General features: G+C 36.3%; 14 protein-coding genes. 12 read left to right on the top strand and 2 right to left on the bottom strand.

The annotated features are described in order from the left end of the window. Window positions 1-13 precede the first annotated feature (13 nt). The 8 genes from KO504_RS15960 to KO504_RS15925 all read left to right on the top strand — a co-directional run bounded on the left by KO504_RS15960 (window position 14) and on the right by KO504_RS15925 (window position 7,671). Complete coding sequence (locus KO504_RS15960; protein ID WP_215928504.1) at window positions 14-424, top strand: PaaI family thioesterase; 411 nt, start codon at window positions 14-16, stop codon at window positions 422-424. A gap of 35 nt (window positions 425-459) precedes the next feature. Further along, window positions 460-1,320, top strand: coding sequence for a KPN_02809 family neutral zinc metallopeptidase (gene ypfJ / locus KO504_RS15955; protein ID WP_215928502.1), 861 nt, complete (start codon window positions 460-462; stop codon window positions 1,318-1,320). Window positions 1,321-1,449: 129 nt separating this feature from the next. Beyond that, window positions 1,450-2,664, top strand: a complete 1,215-nt coding sequence (gene pcaF, locus KO504_RS15950; protein WP_215928500.1) for a 3-oxoadipyl-CoA thiolase — start codon at window positions 1,450-1,452, stop codon at window positions 2,662-2,664. A 214-nt stretch (window positions 2,665-2,878) separates the two neighbouring features. Then, the gene (gene paaZ, locus KO504_RS15945) at window positions 2,879-5,380 is read left to right on the top strand and encodes a phenylacetic acid degradation bifunctional protein PaaZ (RefSeq protein WP_215928498.1); all 2,502 of its coding nucleotides are present in this window, start codon (window positions 2,879-2,881) and stop codon (window positions 5,378-5,380) included. 88 nt (window positions 5,381-5,468) lie between these two features. Then, window positions 5,469-5,786 (top strand): GIY-YIG nuclease family protein, encoded by a 318-nt coding sequence (locus KO504_RS15940; protein WP_215928496.1) that lies wholly within the window; start codon window positions 5,469-5,471, stop codon window positions 5,784-5,786. A gap of 39 nt (window positions 5,787-5,825) precedes the next feature. Beyond that, window positions 5,826-6,578, top strand: a complete 753-nt coding sequence (locus tag KO504_RS15935) for an enoyl-CoA hydratase/isomerase family protein (RefSeq protein ID WP_215928494.1) — start codon at window positions 5,826-5,828, stop codon at window positions 6,576-6,578. A gap of 82 nt (window positions 6,579-6,660) precedes the next feature. After that, window positions 6,661-7,038 carry a four helix bundle protein gene (locus KO504_RS15930; protein WP_215928492.1) on the top strand — a complete coding sequence of 126 codons (378 nt, stop codon included), beginning with the start codon at window positions 6,661-6,663 and terminating at the stop codon, window positions 7,036-7,038. 36 nt (window positions 7,039-7,074) lie between these two features. Next, window positions 7,075-7,671: a transferase hexapeptide repeat family protein gene (locus tag KO504_RS15925; protein ID WP_215928490.1), complete on the top strand. Its 597-nt coding sequence runs from the start codon at window positions 7,075-7,077 to the stop codon at window positions 7,669-7,671. A gap of 107 nt (window positions 7,672-7,778) precedes the next feature. Here KO504_RS15925 and KO504_RS15920 read toward each other — a convergent pair whose 3' ends face one another. Continuing rightward, window positions 7,779-8,255: an Lrp/AsnC family transcriptional regulator gene (locus tag KO504_RS15920; RefSeq protein WP_215928488.1), complete on the bottom strand. Its 477-nt coding sequence runs from the start codon at window positions 8,253-8,255 to the stop codon at window positions 7,779-7,781. A 266-nt stretch (window positions 8,256-8,521) separates the two neighbouring features. On the opposite strand from KO504_RS15920, the gene KO504_RS15915 reads away from it, so the two are divergent. The 4 genes from KO504_RS15915 (at window position 8,522) to KO504_RS15900 (ending at window position 13,704) form a co-directional block, all read left to right on the top strand. Next, on the top strand, window positions 8,522-8,842 hold the full coding sequence (locus KO504_RS15915; protein ID WP_289846253.1) for a GIY-YIG nuclease family protein: 321 nt from the start codon (window positions 8,522-8,524) through the stop codon (window positions 8,840-8,842). Next, entirely contained in the window at window positions 8,832-10,166 is a 1,335-nt protein-coding gene (locus KO504_RS15910) for a dihydrolipoamide acetyltransferase family protein (protein WP_252723722.1), read from the top strand. The genes KO504_RS15915 and KO504_RS15910 overlap by 11 nt, the downstream gene beginning before the upstream one ends. Window positions 10,167-10,232: 66 nt before the next feature. Next, window positions 10,233-11,300, top strand: coding sequence for a branched-chain amino acid aminotransferase (locus tag KO504_RS15905; protein ID WP_215928485.1), 1,068 nt, complete (start codon window positions 10,233-10,235; stop codon window positions 11,298-11,300). Window positions 11,301-11,616: 316 nt separating this feature from the next. Then, window positions 11,617-13,704: an alpha-ketoacid dehydrogenase subunit alpha/beta gene (locus tag KO504_RS15900; protein ID WP_215928483.1), complete on the top strand. Its 2,088-nt coding sequence runs from the start codon at window positions 11,617-11,619 to the stop codon at window positions 13,702-13,704. A 4-nt stretch (window positions 13,705-13,708) separates the two neighbouring features. Here KO504_RS15900 and KO504_RS15895 read toward each other — a convergent pair whose 3' ends face one another. Next, window positions 13,709-17,446: a T9SS type A sorting domain-containing protein gene (locus tag KO504_RS15895; RefSeq protein ID WP_215928481.1), complete on the bottom strand. Its 3,738-nt coding sequence runs from the start codon at window positions 17,444-17,446 to the stop codon at window positions 13,709-13,711. Window positions 17,447-17,818 lie beyond the last annotated feature (372 nt).

Raw genomic sequence — 17,818 nt, 5'->3', positions numbered from 1 at the left:
TACCAAAAATCTAATGCCTTTAATCGGTGATAAAATTCCACATAAAATGTTAAGTCAAGATGCCTACAGCACGTGGCTAGGCATAGAAATTCTAGAATGCGAAATCGGACGCTGTAAAGTCGGAATGACCATTAGAAAGGAAATGTTAAACAGCATGAATAAAGCTCATGGCGGAATTAGTTATTCATTAGCAGATACCGCTTTTGGATTTGCAGCAAACACCCATGGGAAATATGCCGTGTCTATTGAAACAAGCATTAACCATATTGAAGCTTTAGACGAAGGTGATTATATTACAGCAGAATCTGTAATAGAATCTGTAAAAAACAGATTAGGCTTTAATATTATTGAAGTCAAACGCGGTGAGGAATTAGTCGCACTTTTTAAAGGAGTTGTATATCGAACTCAGAAAGACTGGGAATAAAAATCTAAAGGTCTAAAGATCTAAAAATATTAAATATGAAATGGAAAGGTAGAAGACAAAGCGGAAATCTCGAGGACCAACGCGGCATGAGCAGCAAAGGAAAAGTGGTTGCAGGCGGTGGAGTCATTGCTGTTGTGGTAATTTTATTGCAACTTTTTGGAGGTGAAACCGGACAACAAATAGCACCAATCATAGAGCAAGTAGCCAATAGTCAAACAACACAACAAGTTGAGCAACGTCAATTGACCAGCCAAGAACAAGAAATGGGAGATTTTATGGCAACTGTTTTGGCGGATACCGAAGATGTATGGAACCAAATATTTAGAGACTACAATTTAGGAGATTATAAAGAACCTAAAATGGTATTATTCACAGATGCTGTTAATACGGCATGTGGAAGTGCAACCTCGGCTTCTGGACCGTTTTACTGTCCTGGAGACCAAAAACTATATATGGATTTGGCATTTTTTGATGAATTACAAACACGTTTCGGCGCTAAAGGTGGTGATTTTGCAATAGCTTATGTCACAGCGCACGAAGTTGGTCATCATATTCAAACCATTCTTGGGACCTCTAATAAAGTAAGACAGTTACAACAACAAGGTGGTCAAGTTCAAGCCAATAAATTATCGGTAGCACAAGAATTACAAGCCGATTTCTATGCAGGAGTTTGGGCACATCACAATAAAAAATATTTACAAGCAGGAGATATTGAGGAAGCCATAAGCGCTGCCAATGCGGTTGGTGACGATGCTATACAAAAACGATCTAGAGGAAGTGTAAACTCTGATAGTTTTACCCACGGCACATCACAACAACGTATGGAGTGGTTTATGAAAGGCTACAATACAGGTGATATAAGAAACGGAGACACATTCTCTGCACTGTTAGATTAACCAATTCCCGCTAAAACAAGACAATCTATTGTTTATAACAATTGTCATTCCTGCGTAGGCAGGAATCCACAATAAGAGTAAAAATATTAATTTGAAATAGAAGAATCAATTTCAATATCAATTTCAAAAATGAAAGAAGCATATATTATAGACGGCATTAGAACACCAATAGGAAATTACAAAGGCACATTATCTGCTGTTCGTACAGACGATTTAGGAGCCTTAGTAATTAAAGAAATCGTAAAACGTAACCCAAACATCCCAAAGGAAGCGTATGATGATGTCATCATGGGCTGCGCCAACCAAGCAGGTGAAGACAACCGAAACGTAGCAAGAATGTCATTATTGTTGGCAGGATTACCATTTACAGTTCCAGGAGAAACAGTCAACAGGTTATGTAGCTCAGGATTGTCAGCAATTATTCACGCCAATCGTGCTATAAAAGCTGGAGATGGAGATGTATTCATTTCTGGAGGCGTCGAGAATATGACACGCGGACCATACGTCATGGCAAAACCATCAACCGCATTTGGAGGTGATTCAAAACTATACGATTCAACCTTCGGATGGCGTTTTATCAATCCAAAAATGCAAGAGCTATATGGCACAGATGGTATGGGAAATACAGCCGAAAATCTTGTCGAGAAATATAATATTTCAAGAGAAGACCAAGATAAGTTCGCTCTTTGGAGTCAGCAGAAAGCAACCAAAGCACAAGAAAACGGACGCTTAGCAAAGGAAATTGTAACCGTTGAAATTCCACAGCGCAAAAAAGCCCCCATCCTTTTCTCTAAAGACGAATTTGTAAAACCAACAACCTCTCTAGAAGTATTAGGAAAACTAAGACCAGCCTTTAAAAAAGAAGGAGGAAGCGTTACTGCGGGAAATTCTTCTGGATTAAACGATGGCGCAGCAGCAGCCATTATCGCGTCAGCAAAAGCTGTGCAACAATACAATCTAAAACCATTAGCACGAATCGTAAGTTCTGCTGTGGTTGGTGTCGAACCAAGAATCATGGGAATTGGCCCTGTAACAGCTTCAAACAAAGCGCTAGAAAAAGCAGGATTAACCATGGATGATATGGATATTATTGAGCTTAACGAAGCGTTCGCTGCGCAAGCCTTAGCATGCACTAGAGCTTGGGAATTAGCAGACAACGATCCGCGATTAAATCCAAATGGAGGTGCTATCGCTATTGGTCACCCATTAGGAGTAACAGGCGCAAGAGTTGCGTATTCTGCCGCTTTGGAGTTGCAGGAGCAAAACAAACGTTATGCCTTAATTACCATGTGTATTGGAGTTGGGCAAGGTTATGCAGCGATTATTGAGAATGTGAATTTGTAACATCATTTGGGCGTTACCACAAGGGTCGCGCTTTCCACTATATCTTTTTTGCTTTTAATGGCAAAAAAGGATGCCGCTGCAATCGCTAACGCATGCGCAGTTAATTGAATAAAAAATAACGTCACTTCGAGAGGTTTGAGAAGAATAAACAAATCGTATCGAAAAGACATAAATTAGATTTCCGTTTTTAAGGAAATGATAAATAAACGTATCGATGAAAAAATTACAAAATTACGTCACAGGACAATGGCTAGAAGGTAAAGGCGAAGGAATTCCTATGTTCGACGCCATTACAGGAGAGGTTGTTGCACTTTCAGATACCGAAGGCTTAGATTTTGCCGAAATTCTTCAATATGGAAGAACTAAAGGAGGTGAAGTGCTTCGTAAAATGACTTTTCAAGAACGTGGCAACATGTTAAAAAGCTTAGCTTTATATCTTACCAAAAGAAAAGCTAGTTTTTACGAATTAAGTTACAGAACAGGAGCTACCAAAGTAGATAGCTGGATAGATATTGAAGGTGGTTTTGGAAATCTTTTTGCTAATGCGTCATTACGTAAACTATTTCCAAACCAACCGTATCACGTAGAAGGTGATGCTATCGACTTGTCTCGTGGTGGACGCTTTATGGCACATCATATTATGGTGCCAAAACGAGGTGTGGCGATTCATATCAATGCCTTTAACTTTCCTGTTTGGGGCATGTTAGAAAAATGTGCTGTCAATTGGATGGCTGGAGTTCCTGCTGTGGTTAAACCAGCAACAAACACTTCATTTCTAACAGAAGCAGTTGTAAGAGAAATTATTGCTTCAGGTATTTTACCAGAAGGCGCTTTACAACTGATTACAGGTTCAGCAAGAACGATTTTAGACACTGTTGAGTCTCAAGATGTTGTAACCTTTACAGGTTCTGCTACGACAGGAAGACTTTTAAAATCTCATAAACGTATCATTGATCAAGCAGTGCCTTTTACTATGGAAGCCGATTCATTAAATGCATCAATATTAGGTGAAGATGCTGTCCCTGGAACACCAGAATTCGATTTGTTTATAAAGGAAGTTCGAAATGAAATGACGGTTAAATGCGGACAAAAATGTACTGCAATCCGTAGAATTATTGTACCTCAAAATCTTATAGATGATGTACAAGCTGCTCTAGGAAAAGCCTTAGACAAAATTACCATTGGAGATCCACGACTTAAAGAAGTGCGTATGGGAGCCTTGGTAAGTAAAGATCAAGTTACCGAAGTTAGAGAACGTGTACAAGAATTAGCAAAAACAGCTAGTATTGTTTATGGAGATTTAGATAAAATTGAAACTATTGGTGCAGATGCTAAAAAAGGTGCGTTTTTAGCGCCAATACTGCTTCGTGAAGATCAGCCATTTACAAATTTAGCCGTTCACGAAACAGAAGCATTTGGACCTGTAAGCACCATAATGCCATATAAGAATTTAGACGAAGCTATTACTTTAGCGCAGATGGGCAAAGGATCTTTAGTGTCTTCTATTGCAACTTATGACGATAAAATTGCTAAAGATTATGTGGTTAATGCTGCTAGTCATCATGGTCGTATTTTAGTGGTTAATCGCGATATGGCCAAAGAAAGTACTGGTCATGGTTCTCCATTACCATATTTGGTTCATGGTGGTCCTGGTCGAGCTGGAGGTGGCGAAGAAATGGGAGGCATGCGTGGTATTAAGCATTATTTACAACGTACTGCCATTCAAGGATCACCAACAACGTTGACGGAAATCACTGGTATTTATCAGCAAAATGCAAAATATAAGGAAGCAGAGCAGCATCCATTTAAATACCATTGGGAAGACATCCAACCAGGAATGTCTATGAAAACCCACAATCGTACATTCACTGACACAGACATCATTAACTTTTCAAACCTTACTTGGGATCACTTCTATGCACATACAGACATCACCTCATTAGATGGCAGTATTTTCGAGAAGAGAACCGCACATGGGTATTTTATTATTTCAGCAGCTGCAGGATTATTTGTATACCCAAATAAAGGACCAGTGTCTGCAAATTACGGATTAGAAGAATGCAGATTCCTTCGCCCATTATATCACAACGATACCATTTACGTGCGCTTAACCTGTAAGCAAAAAGTAGATCGCGATGTCGCTTCAGCGGAACATCCAAGTGGCATTGTAAAATGGTATGCCGAAATTTTTGATGCAAACAACGATGAGAAAGTAGCATTCGCCACAGTTTTAACCATGGTGCAAAAAAAGCAAGAGGTTTTTGTTGAAATGACAGAAGATAAAATCAACACATGCCTTTCTGCATTAAAAGAAGACATGAAACCAAAATGGGGCATTATGACTCCGCAACACATGGTTGAACATTTAGAATACACCTATAAAATTGCTTCTGGAGAGATTCAAGATTTTGAAATTGCAACACCAGAAAAGATTTTAGATAAAGTGCATAATAGTTTATGGAATTATGATAAGTTCCCTAAAAACTCTCAATTTCCACAATTAGAAAAAGACACTTTAGAACCTCTAAATCATCCAGATTTAGCGACAGCTATCGAAAAATTTAAAGCACAACGTGAAAAGTATTTAGAGTTTTTTAAAGAAAACCCAGATGCTAAACTAAAGAATTTAGTTTTCGGAGAATTAAATAAATATGAATCGTATTTATTAGAACGAAAACACCTGAATCATCACTTTGAGCAATTCGGATTACTGTAATTATTAATAGAAAGTCACTGCGCATTTATTGCGCAGTCGCTTAAATTTTAGCAATAATATAAATTGCAGTCGCTTAAATCGAAACGAAATGTCTAAAAAATATTATACATACATTTTAACACATGAAAGAAATCACCTCTTTTATGTTGGTGTAACAAATAATATAGAACGACGAATGAGTGAACATAAAGCAGCAACTTTTGGAACTCATGTTGGGCATTATAACATTAAAAAATTAGTTTATTTTGAAGTGCATTCGGATATACGAATCGCCATCAAAAGAGAAAAGACTATTAAGAAATGGAAAAAAGAATGGAAGAGAAATCTAATAACAGAAATGAATCCGGAATGGATGGATTTGAGTTTAGATTGGGAGCTTTCTAAATATAATAAGAACAAAGATTAATACGAATGCGCAACAAGTGCGCATTGACAAACTAAGAACATGAACACACCATACGTAAAACTAGACATAAAAAACGAAGTAGGATACATCGAGTTTTTCCATCCTGCACACAATTCCTTACCAGGAGATGTATTAGCCAAACTAGCACAAACCATTACCGATGCAGGAACTAACGACGCGATTAAAGTGGTCGTTCTTAAAAGTGGAGGAGACAGAACCTTTTGCGCAGGAGCTAGCTTCGAAGAGCTAATAAACATTAACGACGCAGCAACAGGGAAAGTCTTCTTTTCTGGATTTGCAAACGTGATTAATGCGATGCGTAAATGCCCGAAATTTATTATCGGTCGCATTCAAGGAAAAACCGTTGGTGGTGGTGTTGGACTAGCAGCTGCAACCGATTATTGTATGGCTACCAAATTTGCTGCCATCAAGTTAAGCGAATTAAATATTGGTATTGGACCATTTGTGGTCGGACCAGCAATCGAGCGTAAAATGGGATTAAGCGCCATGTCACAAATCGCTATAGACGCCAACACATTTTATCCTGCAGAATGGGCAAAACAAAAAGGCTTATTCACGCAAGTGTATGAAAGCACAGAAGCATTAGATGAAGCGGTAAAAACAACCGCAGAACATTTATGTACCTATAACACAGAAGCGATGCTAGAAATGAAAAAAGTATTCTGGCAAGGCACAGACGATTGGGATGCTCTTTTGGCTGAACGCGCTGCAACTAGTGGTAGATTAGTGCTTTCTGATTTCACAAAAGAAAAACTAAAAGGGTTTAAGTAGTGATGAGGTTTGAGCTATGAGTTGTGAATTGTGAATTGTGAATTGTGAATTGTGAGAAGTTTTATTCAAAAACAATTATAATATGGAATTTGAAAGCAAGTATCATTTTAGTTTTGAAAATTTAATTGTCTATCAGAAAGCAATTACTTTTGGAGAAGATATTAATAAGTTGGTAGAAACTTTTCCAAAAAAAGAAATGTTTAGGTTAACTTCTCAATTTTCACGAGCAGCGGATTCTATAGCAGCAAATACATCTGAAGGTTCGGCAAGTACGGATGCTAATTTTAATAGGTATTTAAAAATGGCTTGGGATAGTAGTCATGAATGCGTAACATGGAATACAAAAGCTTATTTAAGAGCATATATTTCTAAAGAGGAATTTGAATCAAATCGTGCTATGTTAACAGAAATAGGAAAAATGATTTCCTCTTTAAGAAGAAAACTGAATTTAAAAAAGTAATCCAACTCACAGCTAATAACTCACAGCTCAAAACTTATGATATACAGTTTCAAAAATTACACACCTGTTGTTCACGAATCCAGTTTCGTGCACCCCTTAGCGGCAGTAACAGGAAACGTCATCATTGGTAAAAATTGTTATATTGGTCCAGGAGCAGCTATTCGTGGCGATTGGGGACAAATCATTTTAGAAGATGGTGTTAATGTGCAGGAAAATTGTACGGTGCACATGTTTCCTGGAAAATCCATCACACTTAAAGAAAGTGCGCATGTTGGTCATGGTGCCATTATTCACGGTGCGAATTTGGGCAGAAATTGCTTAATAGGAATGAACACTGTAATTATGGATGATGCCGAAATAGGCGACGAATCTATAGTAGGTGCCATGGCATTTGTAAAAGCGGAAACAAAAATTCCAAAGCGAAGTTTAGTCGTTGGTAATCCTGCCAAAGTCATCAAGCAGGTTAGTGATGAGATGATCGCTTGGAAAACTAAAGGGACGCAATTGTATCAGCAATTACCTGCAGATTGCCACGAGAGTTTAAAAGCCGTTGAGCCATTACGAGAAGTGCCTGAGAATATGAAAATGCAGGATGATGTTTATAAAACACTTCGAGAAACATTCAAAAAATAAGATGATGTCACTTCGAGTGATTCCGATTTTTATCGGAATTGTATCGAGAAGTCCTATTTTCAATCATCAATATTAAATACCTGTCAGGTTTTCAAAACCTTACAGACCTACAACACCTGACTCAAATCAATCTCATTCGTTTCTTTACTTGTCGATAGCGCAATCAAACTTTGTACATTTCCTAGATAAGGAAGTAGCGTCAATTTTGAAATGATAAAGGTTTCATAAGCTTCAATATCTTCAACGACGAGTTTCAATAAATAATCAAAATTCCCGCTGACTCTGTGGCATTCAACAACTTCCGGGAAGTTATTAATTTCCTTTACAAACTTTTCCAAATAACTTCGGGTATGCCCTTGCAAGGTAATACCTATAAAAACAGTCAACTTTAAGCCAATTTTCTTATTGTTTAAAACAGCGACATATTTTTCAATATAGCCTTCTTTTTCTAATTTTTTAATACGTTCAAATATAGGTGAAGTGCTCATACCGAGTTCTTCAGCAATACTCTTAGTCGTCCGATTGCTATTCTTTTGAAGTATAGTGAGTAGTTGTGTGTCTATGTTATCGAGTGTATGTGACATGAGAAAATTAGTTGTTTTAAAGCGGTAAATTTAACGATTAAAAGACAAATCATCTGCAGTATTATTTAAATAAAGAATAATATCCTTTTTAATAGTAAATTAAAAGATTTTAACAATTGTATAATTCGATATATATTATCTTTAATTCTTATAATTCTAAACTATATTCGCTTGATGACTTTTGAATTAAAGATGCCCAAAATGGGTAAAAGTATTACTGAAGGAACCAACTTCCTGCGCATGCAGGAATCTTATTAGTTTATAATTTGAGTCTTTGGTATATCTATATAATGTCGAATAAATTTAATGGAACTATTTATATAGGTGTTACAAATAATTTGGAAGAACGAGTGAAAGAACACAAATTAAAAATATATCCAGATTCATTTACATCAAAATATAATTGTAATAAACTAGTATATTTTGAAGAATATAGTAAAGCGGAAGAAGCAATTGTTAGAGAAAAACGATTGAAAAAGTGGAAGCGTGATTGGAAAATAAAATTAATTGAAGATATGAATCCAAGTTGGGTTGATATTAGTGATAATTGGAATATAGACTTTAATAGATTGAGAGATGAAAGATAAAAAGGTTCCTGCCTTCGCAGGAATATTTGAATTAAAGATGCCCAAAATGGGTGAAAGTATTACTGAAGGGACTATTATCAATTGGTTAATAGCTGAAGGCGATGCATTTGAAGAAGGAGATATTATTCTTGAAGTCGCCACAGATAAAGTAGATAACGAAGTACCTGCACCAGCATCTGGAACATTAGTAAAAACCATGTTTCAAGCTAAAGATGTGGTTCCTGTAGGAGAAGTTCTAGCGATTTTAGACCTTTCAGAAGAAGTGAAGAAATCCAAAACACTAAATGAATCTAAAGCTGTCCCTTCGAGCGCAGTCGAGAACAAGGCTAAGACTAAAAGACCAAAGCCAGTTCAGCAGCCTACCAATTCGAATTCAACTTCATTTTCGGTAAATAATACTAACACTTTCTTTTCGCCATTAATTATAAACATAGCCAAAGAACATCACATTAGCTTTGAAGAATTAGCACGAATACCTGCAACAGGAAATGAAGGCAGATTACGCAAAAGTGACGTCTTTCAGTATATAGAAGACGGACGACCTTATAAATTTGCACAAGCTGTAACGCAAGATCCAACGGCTTATAGAATTCCGCAATTAAATTTCGATAAAGGCAAAGGAAAAGTCATCGAAATGGACAGAATGCGCCAAATGATTGCAGATCATATGGTGTATTCCAAACATACATCACCCCACGTTACGGCTTATGTAGAGGCCGATATGACAAATATGGTCAACTGGCGTAATGCCAATAAAGTAGCCTTTCAAGAAAAGCATGGAGAACGTTTAACCTTCACACCATTATTTGTTGAAGCCGTAGCTAAAGCCGTTAAAGATTTTCCAAATATTAATGCTTCTGTCGATGGAAATAACATCATTGTAAAAGAAGATATTAATATTGGTATGGCAACCGCATTACCAAGCGGAAACTTAATCGTTCCTGTGGTAAAAAACGCAGACACTAAAAACTTAAAAGAGATTGCTAGTAACGTCAACGAACTCGCCAATAAAGCTAGAGAAAACAAACTAGCAGGAGACGATATAAAAGGTAGCACTTTTACCATTTCTAATGTAGGAACCTTTGGAAGCGTTATGGGTACACCAATAATCAATCAGCCAGAAGTTGCCATTTTAGCATTAGGTATCATTAAGAAAAGACCAGAAGTCATCACCACAGAAAAAGGTGATGAAATTGCTATTAGAAGTATGATGTACTTATCGCTGTCTTTTGACCATCGCGTAGTCGATGGCTTTTTAGGCGGAAGTTTTGTGCGTAGAGTTGCTGATTATTTTGAGCAATTTGATAGTAATAGAGAAATATAAATTCAGAATTGTTCCCTTGAAGAGAACTTTAGGGATGTTTAAAACATTCTAAAAAAATATACAAATATGAAACCTAACATTTCAATCACTAAAGTAGAAACATCAAAAGTTGATGCCTTAGACTTCAACAATATTCCATTAGGCACCACATTCACCGATCACATGTTTATTTGCGACTACGAAAACGGAGAATGGGTTAACCCAAGAATTGAACCATTAGGATTAATTCCTACACATCCAGCTGCAATGGCTTTACATTACGGACAAGCTATTTTTGAAGGGATGAAAGCCTATAAAGACACCGAAGGTGCACCAATGTTGTTTCGACCAGAAGAAAATGCCAAGCGTTTAAACAAAAGTGCAGACCGAATGGGAATGCCTCATATTCCTGAAGATTTATTTGTAGAAGGCCTTAAAGAATTAGTCGGTTTAGAGCACAATTGGATTCCGCCAACCGATGGAAGTGCACTTTATTTAAGACCATTCATGTATGCCGATGAGCCTTTTATTGGTATGCGTGCAGCAACCCATTATAAGTTTATAATAATGGCATCACCAGCTGGTCCATTTTTTAGTAAACGCATCAAATTATGGGCAGAAAAGCAATTCATTAGAGCAGCACAAGGTGGAACTGGTGAAGCTAAAGCCGCTGGAAATTATGCAGCAGCCATTCGTCCAACAGAATTAGCAAAAGCTAAAGGTTACGATCAAGTGTTGTGGTTAGATGCCGCTGAGCATAACTACATTCAAGAAGTTGGTACCATGAATATTTTCTTCAAAATCAATGGAGAATTTATCACGCCAGAGCTCGACGGTTCTGTGTTGCATGGCATCACAAGAGCCAGTGTTATAGAGATGTTACGTGCTATGAATTACAATGTAACAGAACGAAAAATCACTATCGATGAAATTAAAACAGCATCAGAAAACGGGACTTTAGAAGAAGCTTTCGGAACAGGAACAGCCGTTGGTATAGCGTACATTCAAGAGATTGGATTAGAAGGCGAAACCATTCATGTTTCTGATGAAAGTCCGGTTGGATTAGAAGTTAATGACACCTTGAATGCTATTAAAACAGGCAAGCTAGACGACCAATTTAATTGGATGACTAAAGTAGAAAAAGAATTAGCTTAGGGTTATTTGGACGTTACCACAAGGGTCGGGCTTTCGGCAGTCGCTTTTTTTTGAGAAAAACAAAAAAGAACTTCAACAAAGCCTCAACTGCGAAGCAATCACAAGTTCTAATTTATTAAATAAGAATGAACGAGTAATCCCTAACGCAAAACACCCCTAATGAGCTACACTCGGTATCTTCTAAGAAAATAATTTTTCTTAGATAATCCTCAAGAGGAAAATAGTTCACTATTCAGAGGATTGTCCCCTTGAGGGGACTTCAGGGGTATAAAAGAAGAAACATTAAAAAAGATAACCGCTTTCGCGGTCACTAAAGATGAAAAAAGAAACACTAGAAAAAGGATTTTCAAAACTCTGCACAGCAAAAGCTATGGCAGAATTATACGAAGCTAATTTTAAACAAGTTTCAAAATACGTACATGCAACATCTCGTGGACACGAAGCCATTCAAATCGCTTTAGGTTTACAATTATTACCTCAAGATTATGCCTTTCCGTATTATAGAGATGATGCTATGTTATTATCGTTTGGTTTAGAGCCTTACGATTTAATGTTGCAATTGTTAGCTAAAAAAGACGACCCGTTTTCTGGAGGAAGAACATACTATTCGCATCCAAGTTTAAAGGACGACGATAAACCAAAAATTCCACACCAATCTTCTGCAACAGGAATGCAAACCATTCCAGCAACAGGAGTTGCTATGGGAATGCAGTATAAAGAATTACAAGGTTTAGACAATTATAGTTTAGAATCTGATCCTGTCAGTTCGAGCGCAGTCGAGAACGCTCTAAAACCAATAACAGTTTGTAGTTTAGGAGACGCATCAGTAACCGAAGGTGAAATAGCAGAAGCTTTTCAAATGGCAGCATTAAAGCAAATGCCAATTTTGTATTTAGTACAAGATAATGGTTGGGACATTAGCGCCAATGCAGCAGAAACGAGAGCGCAAAATGCTTTTGAATATGCACAAGGATTTAAAGGTTTAGACGCTATCTCAATAGATGGAGCCAATTTTACAGAAAGCTACGACGCCTTAGAAAAAGTCATAGAAACGATTCGTACAGAGCGAAGACCGTTTTTAGTGCACGCCAAAGTACCATTATTAAATCACCATACATCTGGTGTAAGAATGGAATGGTATCGCGATGATTTAGAAGAGGCGCGTTCTCGTGATCCTTATCCGGTTTTAAAACAACAATTACTAGATGCTGGATTTTCAGAAGAAGAGGTAAGTGAGATTGAGACTTCCGCCTACGCGGAAGTGCAAAAGCATTTTGAAAGAGCTTTAAAAGCCGAAGACCCAAAACCTGAGGATTTATTTACAAACGATTTTGTACCCACACCAATTACCGAGGAAAAAGGAACACGTTCGCCGGAAGGTGCTGAAAAAGTAGTCATGGTAGATTGTGCCTTATTCGCCGTAGAAGAACTGATGAAAAAGCACAAAGAATGTTTACTCTATGGGCAAGATGTTGGTGGAAGACTTGGTGGTGTTTTTAGAGAAGCAGCAACTTTAGCGCAAAAATTCGGAGACGATCGTGTGTTCAATACACCAATACAAGAAGCCTTTATTGTTGGTTCAACCGTTGGTATGTCTGCTGTTGGATTAAAACCCATTGTTGAGGTTCAGTTTGCCGATTATATTTGGCCTGGTTTAAATCAGTTATTTACAGAAGTTAGTAGAAGTTGTTATTTATCTAACGGTAAATGGCCGGTTTCTATGATTCTTAGAGTGCCCATTGGTGCTTATGGAAGTGGCGGGCCTTACCATTCATCTTCAGTTGAATCTGTAATTACAAATATTCGTGGTATTAAAATAGCCTATCCAAGTAATGGAGCCGATTTAAAAGGCTTGATGAAAGCAGCTTATTACGATCCTAATCCGGTTGTCATTTTAGAACACAAAGGTTTATATTGGTCTAAAGTGCTAGGAACGCAAGGTGCAACATCCGTTGAGCCAAGTGAAGATTATGTATTGCCTTTTGGTAAAGCATGGGTGTTACAAGAAATTTGGAAACAAGAAAATGTAGAGACTTTAACCATAGTGACTTACGGAATGGGAGTGCATTGGGCCATGAATGCATCGGAAGAATTAGGGATGCAAGATCAGATAGAAGTGATTGATTTACGTACGTTGTTTCCTTTAGATGAAGCCACGATTATGACATCGGTTAAGAAAACAGGAAAGTGTTTGGTTGTGACAGAAGAACCTTCAAACAATAGTTTTGCACGCGCATTATCTGGAAAAATTCAAGAGGAATGCTTTAAACATTTAGATGCACCAGTAATGACGATTGGTAGTGAGAATATGCCAGCAATTCCTTTAAATTCGACTTTAGAGCAAACGATGATTCCTTCAACAGATAAAGTGAAAGCTAAGATAGAAACGATCCTAAAATACTAAAAGTTTATTGCTGAATAATTAACTTTTTAGCTCGTTTCGTACTAGTTCCTGATTCTATTAATTCAATAATATACATACCAGCAGATAATTCTGCGATGGCAATAAATTGATTGGTTTGAGTACTATCTAAAGCATTTGAAAGAATGATTCTTCCATTTACATCGTATAGCTTAAAACTTGTTTGATTTTGTAATTGACCAATCACTTCAATAGTTTTGTTCATATTATTCGCATAAACTATTAATTTTTCTAGAGGTTGTTCTGAAATATTAAGTTGGTTAGATTCTAATCTTAAATAAAAACGACCTGTCCCAGAAATTTGCTCTGATGGATTAATTATATAATCTGAATTATTAAGTAATGTTATTTCGTTAGTTAGGGTGTCTTCTAAGTATAAATTAACCGTATTTGGAAGCGTTGATTCTAGAATACTAAACGTTAAAGATTCATTTGCATTAGCATGAACGCCTAACGGAATAACCAGATCAGTGACATCATTTGAATTAAACGTTTGCAAGGCAATTGGTCTTCCAGTATTATCCTGTAATAAATTAGAATATAAAGAAAAATCAGAAGGTGTTTCACCCCAAATCTCAGCATCATATCCAGGATCTAAACCTAGACTAGCATTATCGTTGAAATAAAAATCAGTATGATACTCTTTATCTAAAGCGTTAATTTTTAATCTCAGGTAGGTGATTAGGTTTTCGTTTCGTCCTAAAATAAAATCATCATCGTTACCGACTCTTCTCATACTTGGTGTAAATGCGATATCGCCTGATGCTTCAGCCTTTACAAAAAAGCCTTGTCCTGGGGCTATAACAGTATTAGAAGTCGTTGTAGCTAAATTTAAAATAGTCCAACCATCAGATGCAGCTCCATCATATCCATAAATACCGATTGCATTTTCGTTAATTAAGCCAGAGTTTATTATATTATTTAAAAAATCTTGAGCATTTAGATAACTAGGATATGGATTACCTATAAGATTCCAATCGTTAGCTCCTCCTGACACAATAGAAGCATTAATAGAACTTGTTTCTACATTCCCTATAAATGTAAAATCAGACGCATCGGTTGATCCAGACACGTAACCAATTCCTTCTGATAAAACATTACTATCTTCGTTTGGTGTATAGTAGACATAATTTCCAGCTACTGGATTATAAGTCCCAAACAAGAAGGCTGGATTACCATTAATAGTTCCAGAAGGTAAATTTGAATTTTCAACTCTAAAATCTCCGAAAGTTTGTCCAGTTACAGGTGCACTTATTAAATCATTATTTGAAGTTGATGAATTTGTCCCTGTTGTGTTGTTTACATGACGCTTGTAAGACACACTTCCTGTACTTACACCTTCAACGATTAAGCTAGAATATTTAGTAGATATAGATTCGAGCGTAACATTACCATTGTTCACCAAATTACCATTTACGGTTATACTTCCTCCTTCTTTAATTATTACGGATCCATTAATTGATACATTAAGATCGTTAACTACTACATTTTCATCTTCATTTATAGTATATGTTCCTTTACCTACATATACATCTACAGTGCCTGTCGTTAAAGAAGGAACATTGTTATCTTTCCATGCATCACTGCAATACAAGTAAGATTCTGCAGGAAGACTAGAAATACAATCAGCATTTGGAACATCCTCACCTAAAACTTTACTAAACAGCAGGTTATGACCTGAATCATTTAAATGAGCTCCATCTCCATAATCTAAATTACTTAAAATTGTACCATCAGTATCTGCAACATCTGTCCAAAAATCAATTGAATAAGTTCCATAAGTGGAAATTATACCATCTCTGACATCAATTTGATCTTGTGTCTGTGTTGAAGATGCAAAATATCGTGGTTGGGTTGTAGTAATCCAAATAGGAACGGCGTTAATCACAGCTTCATTATATATGGTCGCAAAATTATTTAATTGATCTGCAACCGGATAGCCATTAGCTGTATCATTTGAAGGTAAATTTACAATAATACCAATTGGATGGTCTGAAATAGCCTTTGTAATATTTCTTTCAGTATCTATAGTAACTCCTACACCACTAGGAATTGAAGTACCTGTTGGTAGCAAATGATACGTTGTATACCCACCTTTTCCATAATTAATAACATTTATTCTAGTGTCTTTTTGAAAAAGTGCTTTGGCGTATAGGTTTACCCATGCAAATTCAGGTGAAGACGCTCCAATACCTTCAGCTGTTGAAGATCCTATAACTACAATATTTCTACTTGTGTTATCACTAGATATCTCAAAAACAGTATCACTTGTATCACTAATTAAACCAGATGTTGCTCTTACCAAGCAGTTTTCTGAAGGCGTGTTTGGTATCGTCCAACTATAACTATTTGTTGTATAAGACACGGTTGCAATAGCACTCCATGACGCACCATTATCAATAGAATACTCTAAATCGATGTCTGAACTAAGACTTGTAGAATCCCACATTATTTCAGGTGTTTTACCAACTTGCCAAAACTCATCTCCATTTGGGCTCTTTAATGTTAATGACGTTTGTGGTGTATAATCTAATACCATGGCACCTAAATAGAAAAACCCATAGGTATTGGTGTTATTTGGACCTGGAGATGCTGTTATTTTTAATGTACCATCTGCCTTAGGACTTACATTAGTTGAGACTGTATTGTTTTGGTTATTAGCAACATCTAAAAATACCGTTTCTGTTGTTAAACCCTCAATTACGTACTGTGTTTCTCTGTTATCTGTAATATCGTAATCTAATCGCGACGCGTAAATTGTGATGTTAAACACATCATTTGGATTTAGATCACTAAACTCTATAGCACCAGTTGGTTCTGTTTTTTCTATAAATTCGGTTGTGTTTCCAAAAAAGCTATCTGCTGTTGCTGTGCTCGGCAAACCTAAACTAGTGCCAGATGCTGTTGTTCCGTCTTCATTAAAATAATTAAAACTGTCGGTAACAGAAACATCTATTGTAGTTGTAGTTCCTCCTTTATTTATTAGATTATTTACGTTTCCTGTAATAAATGGATCGGTTAAATTATTCCATGGAGTGCTACTTTGATTAGCGCTAGATCCAAAATCTATAAGTAAAGCATTATCAGAATATACAGGTACATCAACGCTATATTCAAGTTTAATTGCTCCTAGATAGAAAAAACCAGAAGTATTATCGTTATTTGGTCCCGTTGAAACATTTATGATAATTGTGCCATCAGCTTTAGGATAGAAAGAAGCTGTAGCAACATTACTTGTATTTTGAGAAGCATCTAAATTAATGGTTTGTGTAGATTGCGCTTCAATTGTATATGCCGTCTCTCTATTATCAGACACTCCTATACGCGATGCAAATACTGAAATAGTGTATTGTTTACCTACAACTAGATTATTAAAAGTTAAAGAACCACCATCGGAAGACGTCCCGTAAAAACTATCGCTTGTTGCAGATCCTATAAAATTTAAACTAGGATCCGGAGACGTAGTACCGCTTGAGTTAATCCCAACAAAAGCGTCTACAATTGAAAAACCTATTCCTGTTTGTACTGTGTTAGAATTTATAAGATTACTAATATTACCAGAAACATCGTTGGTGACATTATTCCAAGGTGAAGCACTTTCGTTTGCACCAAGACTTCCAAAATCAATATAAATAGTTTCGGTTTGAGCAGAAATAGAATACACGGAGAAGCATAAAAGTAAAAATACAAGGATTCTAACTTTTATAGGAAAAGTTATTTTCATAATAAGTAGGGTTTAAATAAGAAAACTAGATTTTGGGGCTCTAATTTTGTTCAAAAGTACTATTTAATTTTAAACGACGCATGTTTTTATTTTATAATTATCTTATTTCAAAAAAAGTTAGAGTATGAATTTTGATGAATAATTAATACCCTTAATATCATTTTAGAAAATCGTAAGTATCCAAGTTGAAGAATGTAAATAAAATATTATTTTAAATTCTTAGATGCTCAAGTTTGACTTATACAAGCTTATTGATGAGGCCAAAATACCTTAACCAAAAATGCCATCGTTTTGTAACTATAGGTAAAAAAAACCTTAATCTTATTTCAGACCAAGGCTTTTAACACTCAAAAATTGATTGATTGATTGATT

Source organism: Winogradskyella psychrotolerans, from assembly GCF_018860565.1.
GTDB lineage: Bacteria > Bacteroidota > Bacteroidia > Flavobacteriales > Flavobacteriaceae > Winogradskyella > Winogradskyella damuponensis.
Note: the sequence above shows the minus strand (reverse complement) of the source record. Positions and strands in the feature narration are given on the sequence as shown.